Genomic DNA, 18,321 nt, shown 5'->3' on the forward strand with positions numbered 1-18,321 from the left:
CCGCAGCATTGATTAATTTATTTAACTCACGTTTTTGGCCATCGTTGAGACTTGTTAAACCATTCACATCTTGAGTCGCCGAGTGTTTGGCATTAGCCAATTGTTGTACACCGTCAAGTGCATTTTGAGCTTGAGTTAAACTTTGTAATTTTTGTTCAACTTCTGATTTATCTAATGTAGGATTACTATTTTGATAAATGATTGCTTCGGCATTCTGTAATGCTTGATTGTATGCGTTTTGATGTTCAGATGAACCGTTAATGTAATCACTATTTTGTTTAACATTAGTTTTTTCCGCAACTTTTTCTTTAAGCTTTTTCATAGCTTCGTTTAACGCTTTAGCATTATTGAGGTGAGCTGTAACGTCATTTCTAGTTTGAGCACCATTTACTAACGCTTCTTCGCCAGTTCTTTGTGGATTATTTAAAGATCCTAATTGAGCAATTGCTTGATTAGCAGCATTTTTATCATTTTGAAGTTTAGTGACACCATGTAAATTATTTTTAGCAGCATTAATTTGATTAATGGCTTGTTCAATTGTTGATTTGTCCATTGTAGGATTTTGTGGACCACTAATGATTGCTTCACCATTTGCAATAGCACTGTTATAAGCATTTTGTTGTTGACTATCTTCATTAATAAAGTCACTTGTTGAATGAACTTGATTTTTGGCATTCACAAGTCCTCGTAATGTTTGCATTGTTTGGTCTAACGCTTGAGCATTATTTAAAATAGTTGCGACTTGATCTCGAGTTGTTGCACTACCAATGGAATTATTTTCATTTGTTTTTTGAGCGTTTGTTAAACCGCTTAGTCCATTAACTGTTGCTTTGGCATCTTGTTTAGCTTTAGCAAGTTTAGCTTCCCCATCTAAATTATTAATAGCTGTATTAATATTATTAATCGCACCTTGAATTACAGATTTATCTAATTCTGGAGTTTGCGTTCTGTTTTTTAGTGATTCAGCGTGTGAAATCGCATTTGTATAAGCATTTCGTTGAGCGGAATCTTCATTAATGTATTTACTACTACCTTTAATTTCATTTTGATTATTAATTAAGCTATTTAATTGCCCCATAACCTTATTTAGTTCTTTAGCTTCACTTAACTGCGTTGCAACTGCTGGTCTCGTTTGTGCTTCGTTAACTAATGATTTTTCTTTATTTTTTTGAGCTTGTGTAAGTTGATTTAAGCCATCAATTTCACGAGTAGCGTTCTCTTTCGCTTTGCGAAGTTGTGCTTCTCCGTCTAAAGCGTTTTTCGTTGTTAATACTTCTTGCGCTTTTTGATTTATTGTACTTGCATCTAAAGTTGGATTTTGCTCATTAATAATCGCGTTTGCGGCGTTCACAGCATTTGTATAAGCGTTTTGTTTCTCAGGTTCTGCGTTAATGTAACTACTTTGAGTTATTTCATTTTCGTTGTCAGCAATGTTTTGTCTTAATTTATGCATGGCTTCATTAATGCCATTCGCTTTTGTTTGTTCTGAAGTTACTTGTGTTCGTGTATTAGAAGCATTAATTTCATTTTTTAAAGCATCTTTTTGCGGTTTATTGAGATCTGACAATGTGTTAATTGCATTTGTTGCATTTGTTTTAGCTGTTTGTAATTTTTGTTCACCGTGAAGTGCAGATTTTTTATTATTAATATCTCTAATTGCTTCATCAACATTATTCTTATCGAGTACTGGATCATTCGTTTTATTAATGATTGTTTGCCCCGTTGAAATTGCATTGTTATACGCATTTTTTTCTGATTCATCCTCATTAATGTAGTTACTTGATCCTTGAACTTCTGATTGTTTATTCACTAGTTCTTTTAATGTACCCATTGAACCATTTAAAGCTTTAGCATCATTAAGTTGGTTCTGAACTTCTGTTCTTGTTTGTTTGCTATTAATTAATGTTTTTTCGGCTGATTTTTGAGCAGTAGTTAAGTTAGATAAGTTATCTATTTCCCTATTTGCATTACGTTGAGCTTCTTCTAATTTTTGTTGACCGTGTAAATTATTTTGAGCAGTAGTCACTGCTTGCGCTTTTTGCTTAATAGCATCCGAACTCATTTCAGGATTAGATTGAGCATTGATTATGTTTTGAGCATTTGTTACTGCTTGATTATATGATTCTTTAGGACCATTGTCTTCATTAATATAATTGCTACCTGTTTTTACTTGGTTAACGTTTTGAACACTATCGCGTAATTCTTTCATCGCATTGTTTAATTTAGTGTAATTTCCTAATTGACTAGCAATGTCTGTTCTTGTTGTAGCGTTGCCAACATTTTGTTTAGCTTTCGCACGTTGTGCATCATTGAGATAAGTTAATCCGTCGATTGTAGTGTTAGCTTCTCGTTTTGCTTCTGCTAATTTTTCATTCCCATTCAATTCTTGTTTAGATGCATTAACTTTTTGTGTAAGTTTATTAATTTCAGCTGGATCAAGTTGTGCTGAATCGTTATTTGATTGATTAATAACTTGTTTAGCGCTATTTACTGAACTATTGTAGGCATCTTGTTTGTCTTTATCAGCATTAATATAATTGCCATTTCGAAGCTCTTGTTCATTATCAGCAATGCTATGTTTTAATCCGGTCATTGCAGTGTTTACAGTGTTAGCTTTATCTTTAGCTTGGTTTACAGCTGCAATATTATTAGAATTATTAATCTCAGTAGTAAGCGCATGACGTTGTGCCTCGTTTAAATCATGTAAGTCGTTTAGATGACGTACTGCTTCTTGTTTCGCGGCTGTTAATCTTTGGTTACCATCTAAAGCATCTTTAGTTTGTTTAACGTCGTTCGCTTTTTGATTAATAGTATCACTACTCATAGTTGGACTTTGAGTTTGGTTGATAATTCCTTTAGCTGCATTTACAGCATTATCATACGCTTGACGTTTGTTATCTGAAGCATCTATATAGTTTTCTTTTAATTTTTCTTGTTCGTAATCGGCAATACTTTCTTTTAACTTTTTCATAGCTTGATTAAGCGTATCAGCGTTACTTTGGATACTTACTAACTCGCGGTGATTCGTTGCACTATTAATTTGATTTTTATAGTTCTCTTTTTGAGGCGTATTAAGACTATCCTCACTATTAATATGATTAATAAATGGTTGTCTATCCAAAACTAACTGAGTTCTTGCCTCATCTAAAGCCGCTTTAACGTTATTTGCTTCATTAGTAGTAGATCTAATAACTGCTACTGTAGGGTTATTATTTAAAATACCTTTCACTTTATTTAGTTCTTCTCGAGCAGCATTTAGTTTCTCGTTATAGTTGTGTAATGATTCTTGCGTCATGCCTTCTGTGTCTGTAGGATGATTAATACTATTTTCAAGCGCTTGTTTAGCAGCTTCAAGATCACTTTTATCTGGAAGTAGTGAAGCACGTGCGTCTTTTAAGTTTTTAATTACGTCGTTAGCTTCAGCTACAGCTTGTTTAACTTTATCTACAGTAATCGAATCTTTATTTTTAAGTAACTTATTGATTTTAGTTTTTTCGATTATAGCAGCTGCTAATGCGTCATTAAAATCATTTACAGAATCCGCTGTCATTCCATCTGTATTAGAACCTTGATCGATAACACTTTGGATATTTCTTTGAGCATTTTCTAAAGGTTGAGTATCTACTTGTAAATTGTTTTTAGCTTGTATTAATTCATTCTTCATTCGTTCTGCTGAAGCTACATTAGTTCTAATTGCATTGACATCAGGATGATTATCAAGCACATGATTAATTCTAGTAATTTCATTTCTAGCTTCTTGGAGCTTTTGTCTATATGCTTGAGCAGACTGTGATGTCATACCTTCAGTGCTTGACGCATGGATAATATTATACTGAATATTATTTCTTGCGATTTCTAACGGAGCTTTATTGACAGTTAATCCATTTATGGCGTTCTCTAAATTTTTAAATTTTTGATTTACTTTTTCAGTTTCTGAAGAAATTTCTTGATCAGTAGCATCGCCGTTATTGATTAACGTTTGAGCTGTATTAGATTCGCTTTGCGCTTCTTGTTTAGCATGATTATATGCATTGACTGATTGTTGCGTCATTCCATCAGTTTGAACTGCTTGATTTATTTTATTTTCAAGTTGAGTTCTTGCTGCTTTAAGTGCCTCATTATTAGCTAAAGGTTGAAGTTGATTGATAGCTTGACTTAATTCACGTTCAACTCGGTTAACTTCTTGTAATGCATTGTCCACTTCATTCACTGTGCGAATAGGTTTTTGAATCACAGCATTTGCATTATTTTTAGCATTATCCAGTTGTGATTGTATTGATTGAATAGCATTATTATAAGCTCTTATGCTACTCGGTTTCTTATTGTTAGTGTCGCCTCTTCTGTCTAAACGATTGACTGCTGTTTGTAAAGCTGTCGTGTCAGCAGTTAGTTGATGTTTTGCATCATTTAAAGCCGTTAAAGCTTGTTCGACTTTAGATTTTTCAGTTGAGATTTGTTGAGCAGTAGCATCGCCGTTATTGATTACAGTTTCTGCATGAGATACTGCATTTTGAGCTTCTTGACGTTTAGAATTGTAATTACTTATAGAATCTTGAGTCATGCCAGTAGTTGAAGGTTGATTGTTAATAGCTTGTTGCAATTGTTCTTTTGCTCTTACTAGCTCGCTATTATTTTCTTTGTTTTGAAGCATGTGAACGGCTTCATTTACTCTAGATTGAATATTATTCACTTTTTCAAGAGTTTGAGTAACTTCGTTTACGCTTGGATTGTTATTTCTGAGCACTTGCTCAGCTTCATTTTTAGCATCATTATATTGAGTTTCAATCGCTTTACGCGCTGCTTCATATTTTTTAATACTTGAAGGTGTTTTGCCGTTAGTGCTCACTTGTTCTGTTAACTTATTGTAAGCATTTTGTAATTGTGACTTATCAGCACGCAAATCTCTTTTAGCATTATTTAAAGCTTGCAATGCTTGTTCAACTTTATTTTTTTCATCAGAAATTTGTTTAGCAGTTGCATCTCCGTCTGCAATGATTTGATCAGCTTTTTGAATTTCGGCTTGAGCTTCTCGTTTCTTAGTATTGTAATTATTTGCAGTGGTAGATGTCATGCCACGAGTAGGGTCAGATTCATTCACAGCATTTTGTAATTGATTTTTAGCATGAACCAAAGCAGAGTTATTTTCTTTTGGTTGTAATAAAGCTATAGCTTGATTAACTTTTGGTTGTACTGCATTAACTTTATTTAACGCATTTCTCACTTGTTCTACAGAAGGATTAGTATTTTGTAGAACGCTATTAGCCTCGTTTTTAGCAGTATCTAATTCGTTTCTAAATCCTGCTAATGATTGATTATAACGAGTTACAGATGCTGGTTTCTTATCTGTTAAGATTACATTTTGCGTTAATCGATGATATGCCGTTTCTAATTGAGATTTATCCGCTCTTAAACCATTTTTAGCTTCAACATATTCTCTTTGAGCTTGCTCTACTTTATTTTTAGCCTCAGTAATTTGTTGAGAAGTTGCATCTCCATTGTTGATTACAGAATTAGCATTTTGAATTGCTTGTTCAGCAGATTGTCGTTTTGAATTATAGTTTTGAGCACTTTGTTGAGTCATACCTTCTGTTGAGGCAGCTGGTTGAAGTGTCTGTTGCAATTGATCTTTTGCTCTTATTAATTGACTATTATCAGCTCTAGTTTGTAATAAGTTTTTAGCTTCATTAATTTTAGCTTGAGCTGCTTTAACTCGATTTAATGCTTCAGCTACTTGTTGCGGTGTAGCAAATTCAGTGTTAATCACAGTATCCGCTTCAGCTTTCGCTTGATTTATTTGTGCTTTCGCTCTTTCCATTGCCTGTTCAAAGTTACTTATACTTGCAGGCGTTTTATTATCTTTACTTATAGTATCGTCCAAATGGTTGCGAGCATTAATTAATTCAGTTTTATTTACTTTTGTTTTAATAGTTTCAGTGATTTCCTGAGTGCTTCCATCATTATAGGTAATCACTACTGGAATATGTGTTGTACTACCACCAGCTAGATTTGAAGGTAATGCTGTACCTGATTTAATACTTGCTATACGTTTATTTTCGACTTGAACAGCGTTATTAACATCTGCATTAGTTACACTTTGTCCTTGTTCTTTTATAATTTCTCTGATAGTCACAGAATGGGACGCTGGCGCAGAAACTATATTTGGATTTGTACTTTCCGTATTACCATTACCTGCTTTAGAAGTAATAGTAACTTGTGAGTCAGGTTTAATAGTATTAGCATCAAAGATAACTTTACCGTTACTTTGGTTAAATGTTACATAGCTTGGTTTGTTATTAATAGACCAGCTACCATTATTATTTTTAGTGATAGTAAACGTTTTGTTTGCTTCATTATTACCTATTTTTTCTGTGTAGCTAACTTCTATCCTTTTTGTTGGGTTAAAAGTATTTGTAGCATTATCAGGTGTGACTTCAAAAGTTCCGTTCTGCCAAATCTTAGCAGTAGCTTTCTCTGGTTGTGGTGCTTTAACAATAAACGGTCCACTATCTGCAGGACTACTGATTATCTCCCCTGAACCTTCAGTCGCAATAGCTTGGATTGTATCGCCTTCAGAGATAGCAGTTCGATTTATTAAAATGGCGCTTCCGTCATCTTTTGCCGATAGGCCTCTAATATCTGGTTCACCTGTTAAAAGTTCCCATCGTCCGTCTTGATTTTTAATGAAAGTAGTTAATTTTCTGCCATTTCTATTAATTACGATTTTATCAGCATTTGATTGAGCATAATAGCCACTACCCTTAATCGGGATTTGTCTGACCGCTCCTGGCGTGATTGTAATTTCACCTGCATTAGATTCAGTAATAATAGGTGGATTAGGAGTGCCATTTTTTACAATGAATTTACCTGGTTGCGATGTTTGGAAATCACGATTACCTGAATCAAGCACATCATATCTTCCTGTTTTAACGAATGGAGTGCTTGTATATGCTAGTGATTGCCATTGGTTTGAGCTAGTACCAGTTTCTGGATTCCAATAAAATTTAAATCCATCCATTGGCAAACCTTCGCCATTTTCTAAATGTTTGTACATTGCAGCACTTGTACCTTTAGGGAAAGTATCACCAACTTCTATTATGTTAACTGGTTGAGCGAAATCAAAGTTATAAACCCATACTTTGACTGGAACTTCTACTGGAGTTGTAATTCCAGGATAATTAATAAGCGCAGTTAAATTTTGAACCCCAGCTACGTTTTTATCTGGTTGTCGATTATCTTTCCAGGTAGCCGTTCCGTTATATCGTTTGCCATCTTCGAATTCAATGTAATTATAGACATCTGTACCACGTTCTAAATTTTGACCTATTTTATCTCTTACTGGAGCTTTAGCAGTCACAGATGGATAAATCATGACTGGTATATCTACAGTTCTTGTTCCTTGGTTATTAGGCAATGTGACATTGACTGTTTTATTCGATTGTCCAATATTACCTTTCCATGTATCAGGACTTTGAGCCCATGCAAAACGAGAGTTAGCAGGTGCATTACTAATAAAATTATTAAAATTATTAAAGTTAAAATCTATACCTTTAACTAATTTTATACCACCGTTTTTGGCTTCCATTGCAACAGTTACATTAACCTGATCGCTATTCTCTGAAGTTACAGTAACGTTTTCAGTTGTATCTGAAACATCATTATTTGTTCTTTTTGCATAAGTTAGATTATTAGTTGTAATAGAAGACTTAGCGTAAATATTACCTGTTGGTAGAGTTCCTTGAACTGTTATAGTTGCCGTACCATTTGCTATTACAGACGTAGTATTAGGTATAACGCTACCGTTTGCTTGATAAAGTTTTACATCTACATTATCTTGCACGTTTCTTACGATGACCTGTTGATTAGATAATCCACCTTTAGCAATGACACTATTAGCATCTATTTGTGGCTTACTAGGTTGGACTTTAAAAAGAATCTTCACATCTTCTCTTTCACCATTTGGATAAATAGCTGTTGCAGTTCTTACAAAAGCTCCTGGTGTATTTGAAGTTGGAGCACTTGAGCCTTGAGCCCAATCGAAATACATACCGTTTGGCCATGAGTTATTAATAGATTTTATATATGAACCTGCGTTACCTGGATTGTCATTAGAATTAACAAATTGACCATTGATAGTGGTTTCGAAAATTTTCTTTGGCTCAGATTTAACTATTTTATAACTCGTCTGTTTCACTATTGGCGTAGTTTCACCATCAAACCAAATCTCAGCATGTAATGGAATATCAACACCGATTTGATTGCTATTAATGTTTGGAGCATTGTTTCCAACCCAGTTTACTCTTGCGTTAAATGTGTTTCCATTTTGTAATCTAAAGAAATCTCTAGGTTCTGCTCCTTTACCTTGTGGGAAATTTTGACCCTTAACCGTGTATCTTGATTCTGATACGACTTCTGGTAAAACGTGCTTAACAGGTACAGATATTTGACTTGTTGTACCGTCTTTGTATGTCACTGTTACAGTAACTGTAGCATCATTTCTCGGTCTAATTACATTACTAACTTCTTTTGATTGAACTTCATTAGCTGGTTCGGTGATATAGCTTCTTCTTGGCGCGATATTGTTCACTGATACAGAATCTATTACGGATTGTCTCTCTGCTGGTGATAGTGTTGCGCCGTTTTGAATATTATTTAATCTAACTGGATGTTGGTTTGTTGAACTTGTACTTAAACGATATTTGTCTTTTAAAGGCTTTAACAGAACATTAAATTGTTCAGTAGTTTGGTTATTACTTTTATCTATAGCAGTAACTTTTACTAATTTATTTGTAACTGAAGTTACATTAGGCGCTGTGCCACTCACTTGAGTATTGTTGTTAGATATAGTCACTCTTATTCCGCTGTCGTTTGGAATAGATACCGACTGAACGCCGTAATTGTCAGAGACGCTCATTGTATTTTTAAATGTTTCGCCTGAATATACTTCATTATGAGAATAATCCCCAAACGTGATTGTAGGTTTAACATTATCGCTAGGTACAAAATATACATCGTAGACATTAGTAGTGGTATCCATTGTACTGCCAGTGCGTTCGATATATTGTTTAGCGCCATATGGTGTTAAAAATAGATGCGTTTTATATACAACACCCATAATACCTTCTGATACATAATTCGATTTTATTACTTTTTCTAATTGAAAAGCAGCTGCCCCGTTTGCTGCAGGAACTTCTCCATTTACAACTTGAGAATTACTTTGGTTATAAACAATATTAGAATGGTTGACAACGGCATTGCCGAATCCTGTTCCTGTTTGGACTAAATCTAAAACTTGAATAAATTGTCCATCTTTAGTGAAGCTACGTTGTCTATCATCACTATTAATTTGTGATGAATAACCGTTCGGTTTGTAACTTGGTGTGCCACCTTCTTCTGCTAAAATCTTTTCGTTACCAGTAATGTTATTTCTCAACCCTGGAACTGTAGTCGTTGCAGTAAATAAATTTAATACTTGGTTTGTATTGATTGCAATTCCTTTTGTTGCATCGTAACGATAAATTATTGATTTATGATCAGGTGACCAAGAAAAGCCGCCATCAGTGTTTCGGTTTGGTAGTTTATCACTAGACCAAGATATTGAATAATCTTCTCTGATATTAGGCCATCTTAAGAAATTCATGTCGTTAGCTGAAGAAGTAAATGTCTTAGTATATTGGTCTTTATGAACAGATACAGTTACAGTGCTCACACCAGTCCCGTTTGTAGGATTCGAAACATCAATATCTGATGTTTGTAAATGTAATTTAGGATTGGCATCTACAAAGGCTTGTTTAACTGCTTGTACTTCCTCATCGCTAAGTTTAATAGGATTGACACGGAATACTCTATGATTTCCGGTTGGTGCTACGATGTCAATTGCTTTTATACGGATATATAAATTTTCTATACTTTTGTTATAAGCATTGAATGCCATAACTCTATATTGATGAGGTTCATCACCGAATTGCGATACTTGTTCTGGTGTCGGTAATGGATCAGCAGGTGTCATTACAGTAAATGGCACATTAGGTATATCTTGACCATTACTTAATGAGAAATAGTTTCTCATGTCTTTACCAATATTAAATCTACTTCCTTTAGCAACGTAAATCGTTGCTATTTTTTTATCTGTAATTCCACTTTCGGAAAACTGATTTTTGCGAATAGGTTCGTAAGTATATACATTACCTTCATTCATCGTTGCTTGAGAATCATCTTTATAATTTACTAATACATTACCATTATCTTGTGGTTGGAAAGTGTTAGCTACTGCTAAGACATTATTTCTACTTGCATTTTGTCTAGCTAAACGATCTTTCGCGATAGCTTTCTCATCATTACTGATAATAGTCGGATTAACTACAACAACTCTATTACCATTAGTTAAAGGTAATGGAGGGAAATCAACCGCTAAACTACTTACATTGATATTAATCGTTTTAATTTGATCGCCCTTTGTAACATTATTATCCATATCTGAAGCAGACAATCTTAATCTAATAGTACTATTCAATGCTTGAGCGTGACTTATCGTTCCACTTACTGTTAAAGTGCCACTTTGACCATTCTGAGCTTTGACAAAGGAATGTGTCCATCCAGAAGGAAGACCTTCTATTGTCACTTGATTTACACCAGAACCATCTTGATTATCACTAACAGGAATAGTGAAATGCACTTGATTATCTCTATAATATTTATCTTTCAAAACTACAGGTTCTCCAATTGTAGGTGGTGTTTCATCAGTTATTAACGTAATGGCATTACTGAAGTTCGATTGAACATTGTCATCAAAGTAAGTTATTGCTTTAATTTCTCCAGAGCGTGGAAGTCCTTGCAAATAATCTTTAGATGTAATTGTAACTGTTCCATGACTTGTCGCGTCTGCTCTAGCAATTACAGTGTACCCTTCAGGTTTAGTATATGGGTCAGAATAAGCATCAGTTCGACCATTAACGCCACCTACTACTAATAAAACTTTCGCGTTCGTTTGAGGTGGAACGTTTGTTACTACAATATCAGGTTTTTGTCCTGCCTTACCTTTAAGTTGTAAGGCAGTTGTGACTATAGTTGGAGGATATGGTTTAGCTCTTACTTCAAATTGTTCTTCTTTATCTCCTAACTTTACAGTTATGAAGTAATCGCCAGGCTCTAAAGTTCCTACTAAAGAGAAGTTTTTCTCTTTTGCATTATTATTTCTTCCAGTAGATTTCTCCAATCTTAATGTACGTGGATAACCATATATTAACCAATCATTATCTTTTATCGGTTCATTACTTGTAAGTTTGATACGTATTTCTTGTTGTTCTACAGAGTTATTATGCATATCACCTGCCATTACTTGATAAACAGGATGTCCTACTTTACGTGATTCACTATACGTATCAATACTCATACCTTCGTTGTTATGCCAATAACTAATCTTTTGTTGTAATTGTGGTTTAACGTATAGTTTTACTGGAACTAAAGTTTCAGGATTACTAGAACTGTCTCGAGCATTAAAGCCAATCATCAATTTAATTGGGTTTCCTGTACGTGCAGCTTCTTCAAGTTTATCTTGTGCGAATAAGCTTTCAATTTCTACTGGATTTAAATCATTGACTCCGAATACGCGATAACTATTATATTGGGCGTTTGGAGGCATGAATCCCATTATAGTGTCACTAATATTTTTAACGTAACTTAACGGATCATCGGCATAATCAGTTGTATGATCTCCGTCGCTATCCAAGATAGCTCGGTTAGCATATTTACCTAGTGTTGGATCATAAGTATATTCAGTGTTACCTAAATGCATTGTACGATTCTTAACTTCTACAAAAGACTTAATTCTTTCTTGATAAACATTCATTGGTTCAACATATAATTGATTATAGTTATAAAGCTGATTAAATTCTAATGCACGTCCACCTGCCGCATAATATAAACGTTCAGTTGGCAATCCAGATGTTTTAAAGGATATGCGATAACTTACATCTCCTTTACCTATAAAACAATAAATAGAATCTAAGCCTTGTCCTTGTTCAGGTCTATCGCCATTAAGAAAAGCATAGTTTTCATCACCATAATACTTAGCTGTGCTAGACGCGCCGTTTCTGTTGAAGTATGAATTTGGCGCAAATTCATCACTACCCCGAGCGAAATCCCAGAATTTGTTTAATTGATAATATGGAGTGTTGTAAAATTGATAACCGTGTGCTGCACCATGTCTAAAATAATTTGCCACACTAGGATTTATGCCACCTGCAGTTTCCCAAAATTTTGGTAAAGGCTTACCTGACCCAGAACCAGAGCCATCATATGAAGTGGCACGTCCGTCTTTATTTATAATTGTTAAGGTTACTGGACCCGTAGGTGTTTGATCACGAGGTATCGCAAACCAATAAATCATATTTTCATGGTTAGAGTGTCCAAGGTTAAATAATACGTCCCATTGATAGCCACTTTTTAATCTTTTAGTAGTAATGTAAGCAATGTTTCTAACGTCTGAAGCATGCAACAAATTATATGGTGTTGTAGGTAAATAATATGGTGCACCTTTATTTGAAGCATGTAAAAATGTTCCAGGTGGATAGCCTGAACCATCATCATCAGAAGAAACATAATATTCAGTGTAGGCATTTTGGTATGAGACGCTACCTCTTGCAGCTCTGTCAGAGTTGACACCTCGAGTTGAACGTTTAAGAGTATTACTATCTATAGAACGTTGTGGTAATGTACGTGCCAATTCTATTGCTTGTACTAACTCTTGATATACTAAAGTAAGCTCATCTGATGTAGCGTTATCTTCCTTACCTAATAATTCATTTACTTTATCAAATGTAGCTTTCACTTTATTAAATTCAGTTGCGTTTGCTTTGTCTCTATCAATCATTTTGTATTCATGATATGAAAAGTCTAATAAAGCTTGGAGACTGTTTCTATCAATTGGTGATTGAGCTTGTCTATTTTTTGCTTTCTTTTTAACAGAATCTTTGTTTTTATCATCTTTATTAGCACGTTTTTCAGCTAATTGTTGCTTAATCATTTTATGGTTATCTTTTTTAGAAGAATCTTGATTTTCTTTTTCTTCCTCTTCTTGTTTCTTAGCATGAATCACGTCTTTGTTAATTCTTAAATCTTCTTGAGAAAGTAAAGATTGGTTATTGATATTGTTTTCATCGCTATTTGTCGATGCTTGCTCTGATTCAAGACGTTGTATTGCGTTTTGATTTTCGTCATTATTTGTTAATGTCGTTTTATCAAGTGCGTTTGGTTGATTGTTTTCGCTGGAACGACTTTGATTATTGTCAACTTGGCTATATAATTGATGAGCTTTAGAATTTGAATTGTCTTCATCAATTTGCGAGTCTTCTTGTTGTTCGATTACCTTTTGATTTTGGCTCACTTCATTGGCATGTGCTTGTCCAGGATTGAAACCAACAAACACTAGTGTCGCAATGACTGTAGAAAATGTTCCAATTGCGTATTTACGAATACTAAATTTTTGTAGTTTGTCTCGATTATTCAAAGCTATTGTCCACTCCTCTTCTTGATGTTTTGTCTTTGGTGTTTAATGTGATAGTCGAATCTGAGCATATGAGTATTTCGAAGTTGCTTAAATGAAATGATATCGTTCAAATTGCGCTCAATAAAAAAGAGCAATTGACGACATTTCAAAATTAATTTGATATCGGTATGCCCTCTCATTTATCACAATAGCGTCTGGAACAATATTTTATTCGTTCTAAATAATAATATCATTTTAATATAGGATTGTGAAATTAATTCACATAACTTTTATAAAATAAAAGTTAATGTTGTTGGTGATTAGCATTAAAATGTAAAAAAATAACCAAATGATACATCGGAAAAAATTTCCAACGAATCATTTGGTTTATATTTTAAAAATTGCTAGCTAAATATTTTCCAGAAACGTATAACTCATGTTCGTTACAAATCGACAAGATATCATTTAATTCATGTGCGTATGTCATCTCTTCGAATAACTTTTCTGTTTCAATAGGAACTTGTGTATGGATTTCTGCTAATGATTTAGATAGATGGAGATTATCAATGTTATCATTGATCTTTTTCTGTTGTGCAGGTGTTAACTTTGAAATATTTTCGATTACATTTTCAACTGTATGGTGATTTTGAATTAATTTGATTGCTGTCTTTTCTCCTATACCTTTGACACCTGGATACCCATCTGCTGTATCTCCCATGAATGCTTTAACATCTATTAATTGTTTCGGTTCTAATCCGTATTCTTCTCTAAAACGATTTAACGTATATCTATTGTAAATCGTGAATCCCTTTTTAGTTAGCCAAACTTCTACGTTATCATTAATACATTGAAGAATGTCTCTATCTCCAGTGATGATATAAACATTATTATGTTCTGAGTATTCTTTAGCAAGGCTGCCAATCACATCGTCCGCTTCATAATTAGTGACACCCACATTAACGAAACCGAATTGTTGAGAGATTTCTTTGACATAATCGAATTGAGGAATGAGTTCTGCAGGTGGAGCTGGTCGATTTTGTTTATAACCTTCAAACATTTCATTTCTGAAGGTTTGTTGTCCCATATCCCAACATACTGCAACGTGTGTAGGGTTGATTTCTTTAATCGCGCTAAAAATATGTCTAACGAACCCTTGAACGCCGTTTGTCGGTATCCCTTTGGAGTTGTACATAAATTGATTGTGTAAACTTGTCGCATAGAAATGTCTAAAGAGTAGCGCCATTCCATCTACGAGTAATACTCTTTGTTCCATTAAAGCGTCCTTCTTTCTTCTTTATAAGATTTCGTCTAGTTGTTTTGATTTTGTTTCAAGTTGTTGAATCAGTGAATCATCAAGTTTGAATGATAACAGTTCATCAATTTGTTCTTGAATATGTTGTTCTAATTCTTTAAATTGATCTTCGGCTTGTCGAGACATTTGATGTACATAACTATCAAGTTGTTGTTTAAACGCGCTCATGCCATTTTGCAATAATTTCAATGTCGTATCTGAAATTTGTTCTTGAATGTCACGTTGTGAATTTGGATTTAATAATTTACGTTTGGTTAATTGTTTCGGAAGTGCGTCGACCATCTCGTTTAAATCTATTCTTAAAAATGGTGCTTCTTCTACATCAGGTTCTATATTGAAATCCGCCTTAACTAACACGTGAATATTATTCAACTTCTTAATTATAGGAGCAACTTGTTCTTCTAATTGTGTATTAAAATATTTTTTATTTCTTTCAGTAATTAATGATTGTTCTAGATATAGACGTTGATGAATTTGGTCTAAGTACGTTTTAGATGAAATTTTCTTTTCTTCATTAAAGTCACTATTTTGAGTCATTTGACTGTTGTAAACCGATTTAACTTCATCTAGAAGTTGTAATTTTAAGCGACCATTTAAATGGTAAATTTGTTCTTCCACTTCATTAGACGTATGTTGTGACGTAGTATTAATTAATTGTTGATTGAGTCTATCTTCATCTTTAATTTGTGATAATTTATTTTGTCTCGCTGCAATTTGATCTTTGTTGTTATGGAATTCTTCTATCATTTCTTTGTATGAATCATTCATTTGTTGAATTTGATGAACCATTTGTTGTTCTAAAATGGTTTTAGATTCTACATCAGCGAAACGTTGGATACTATTTCGTAAATCGTCTATGCCTTGATCGCCTTCTTTAAGCCCCTTACGACTTGAGACGTTAAATATTTCAGAATGTAGATTCACTTGTCCTAGTGCATCAGCAACATAATCATGTACTGCGTTAAGGTCGTCCTCATTTTCAGCTAAATCAACCGCATTGATAACCATCTTAAAGGCTTGATTCTCATTTAATTGATTCATATCTTTCATGTGTTCGATAAAGGCTTTGTCATTATCAGTGAATGAATGGTTGAAATAACTTACATATAGAATTAAATCTGATGATGTAAGAATTTGTTCAGTTTCATTAGTATGACGTTGGTTATTTGAATGTAAACCGAGCGAATCGACGACGATTTTACCTTTGAGCCATTCGAGTGGCAGATTAAGATGGACGGTCTTAACGAATGTCGCATATTCGTCTTCGGCACTCCATTTTTTAACATCATCTTGAGAAACGGTGTGAACTTCGCCTTCATTAAGCATATCTAGATACATATCGTAATGCTGCTCAACCGCATTTATAAATGCAAGTTGATTCTTCTCAAGTTGTGCTTTTAATTTCTTCAAATCACTATGAATGAAAGCTTCTAAAGAATCGAACGATGTATCATAATATTCTAGTACGTTGTTAATTTCTTCGAGTAATTGGTCGGCAGATTTTAGGGTAATTTGACTTTCATCGCCATATGACAGTTCTGTAGTAGCGGCAGTTGTTGGATTAGGTGAACTTACTAAGTATTGTCCACCGAGTAATGCATTGATTAAGCTACTTTTACCTGCGCTAAATGTACCAAACACACCAATTTTAGTGATTTGGTGATTGAGACGATGCATCGTATCTTTAATATCTTTTTTAGTTCGATCGAAGAGTGGAACGTCTTCGACAACTTCAAGTGCATTTTGAATATCAACTTGATTAGCTGTTTCTGCCTCAACTTGTTCTCTTTTTTCATGCTTTTGATGATAAGCTGTCGAGTTTTCTTCTTTAAGTTCGAAATTCGCTTCAGTTCTTCCGATTAATCTATCAAGAGAATCATCTAAATGAATGTAATAATGCTGATAGTTCTTCGTTGTCAGCGACTCTTTTAAGTTTTTTAATTCGATGAACTTTTCATATTCTTGTTTATCTTCATTGTCATCAGTAGTGAGTTCGCTAGCGTGCGCATGGTTCACTGCTTCTTTAAAGATTGGGTTGGATTCATTTTCAATGAATTTATTTAAAGCTTTTACCACTTCATCTGAGAATGTTAAAACATAAGTGTTACTAATACTTGTTTGCGGTTGGTATAAATCAGAAATAAGCTTGGGTTGAATACGATAATCCTGATTTAAAATATGTTCATTGACCTCACTGCTATTGATGAATCGCGTTAAGAACGACATATCTTCGCGAAGAGGCTGACGAATTTGTTGATCGACTTTATCTTGTAGTTCATCAGTGGCTTTATTTAAACGCTGTTCTTGTTCTTCTTCTTTTTTCTTTTTCTTATTGAACAGTCCACCAACTTTAAAATCATCAGACTTACTTTCTAAGTAAGATCTCAATGATTCGCGCATGTCATGTGTCATAATATACGCATTCTCTAGAATATCTTTACGCTTTTGTTTCAAATAATTGAGCAATTTATCGTCATCATTTAAGAGTTGTGCTTCTTCGCTCACTTCTTGATTCTGTTGGAACTTAACGTAGGCTTGCTCGAAACCCTCTTCTTCGATGTCCAATGTGTCGAGAATATCTTGGATTTCATTTTGAATATAAGCGAGTTGCGCATCAGTAATGAATTCGACCGTACGATGAACATAATCTTCTACAGATTCACGGTTATTATCCATTTCAACGAGATGGTTGGATAATTCATCAATTTGATTCTCCGGATGATCAAATTTAGAGACGTAGTATGTATCAGTAAGATGAATATCCCAATCATTGATTGATTTCTCAACACGTGCTTTAAATGTGTCGAATGTAATTTCTTCCTCATTGTGTTTATCAATCTGATTGATGACGAAAACGACAGGAATCCCTACTTCGTTAATGCGTTTCATAAATTTGAAATTTAATGCAGATTGCACGTGATTATAGTCAACTGTGTAAAATAAAATATTACTTGTGTACATAAATTGTTCTGTACTAGATTGGTGTGTTGCGACGTTGGAATCTACACCTGGTGTATCTTGAAGCGTGAATCCATTGTTAAATTTGTCGGATGGGAAATTAATCTCAACTGATTCTACATCGACATTTTGACGATTCATTTGTTTCACTTCGTCATACGTTTTTAATTTTGTGTATTGTTGATGCGGTAGATTTGCGATGATCCCTGGCTCGTCAGCAACTGAAACAATCGCCGTGTTACTTGTCGTTGGTACAGGTGAACTTGGTAATATATTTTGTTCAAGTAATAAATTGATTAATGTTGATTTGCCCGCTGAAAAGTGCCCCACAAACGAAGCGGTAAATTGATTGAGATATACCTTTTTTATAACCTGATTAATTGTATTAACTAATGCATCATTATTTGATTTCTCTACTTCTTTTTTTAATTTATATAAAATGTCTAATTGTTCAGTATTATCCATGTGTTTGAATCCCCTTTAGTTCCATCGATAAAAGATAACGCTTGGTTTATTAAGTGAAAAAAATTAAAAAAATTAGGTTAGTCTCAATGACAAACCCTAATTT

3 protein-coding genes (1 of these 3 running past the window's edge) are annotated in these 18,321 nt (G+C 34.0%); all 3 read right to left on the reverse strand.

Annotated elements, in window-relative coordinates; all coding sequences use genetic code 11:
* A protein-coding gene (gene ebh, locus CD155_RS05585) for a hyperosmolarity resistance protein Ebh (protein ID WP_103212760.1) crosses the window boundary here: on the reverse strand, positions 1 to 13,504 show its 5' portion. Its footprint begins 16,940 nt before the window's first position; 13,504 of the gene's 30,444 nt are visible here — the first part of the coding sequence; it begins with the start codon at positions 13,502 to 13,504; its stop codon lies off the left edge, out of view.
* A gap of 373 nt (positions 13,505 to 13,877) precedes the next feature.
* Positions 13,878 to 14,756 carry a 5'-3' exonuclease gene (locus tag CD155_RS05590; RefSeq protein ID WP_103212761.1) on the reverse strand — a complete coding sequence of 293 codons (879 nt, stop codon included), beginning with the start codon at positions 14,754 to 14,756 and terminating at the stop codon, positions 13,878 to 13,880.
* 21 nt (positions 14,757 to 14,777) lie between these two features.
* Positions 14,778 to 18,218, reverse strand: coding sequence for a dynamin family protein (locus tag CD155_RS05595; protein WP_103212762.1), 3,441 nt, complete (start codon positions 18,216 to 18,218; stop codon positions 14,778 to 14,780).
* Between the last annotated feature and the right edge of the window lie 103 nt (positions 18,219 to 18,321).

Origin of the sequence: Staphylococcus caprae (genome assembly GCF_002902725.1) — a bacterium.
Taxonomy (GTDB): domain Bacteria; phylum Bacillota; class Bacilli; order Staphylococcales; family Staphylococcaceae; genus Staphylococcus; species Staphylococcus caprae.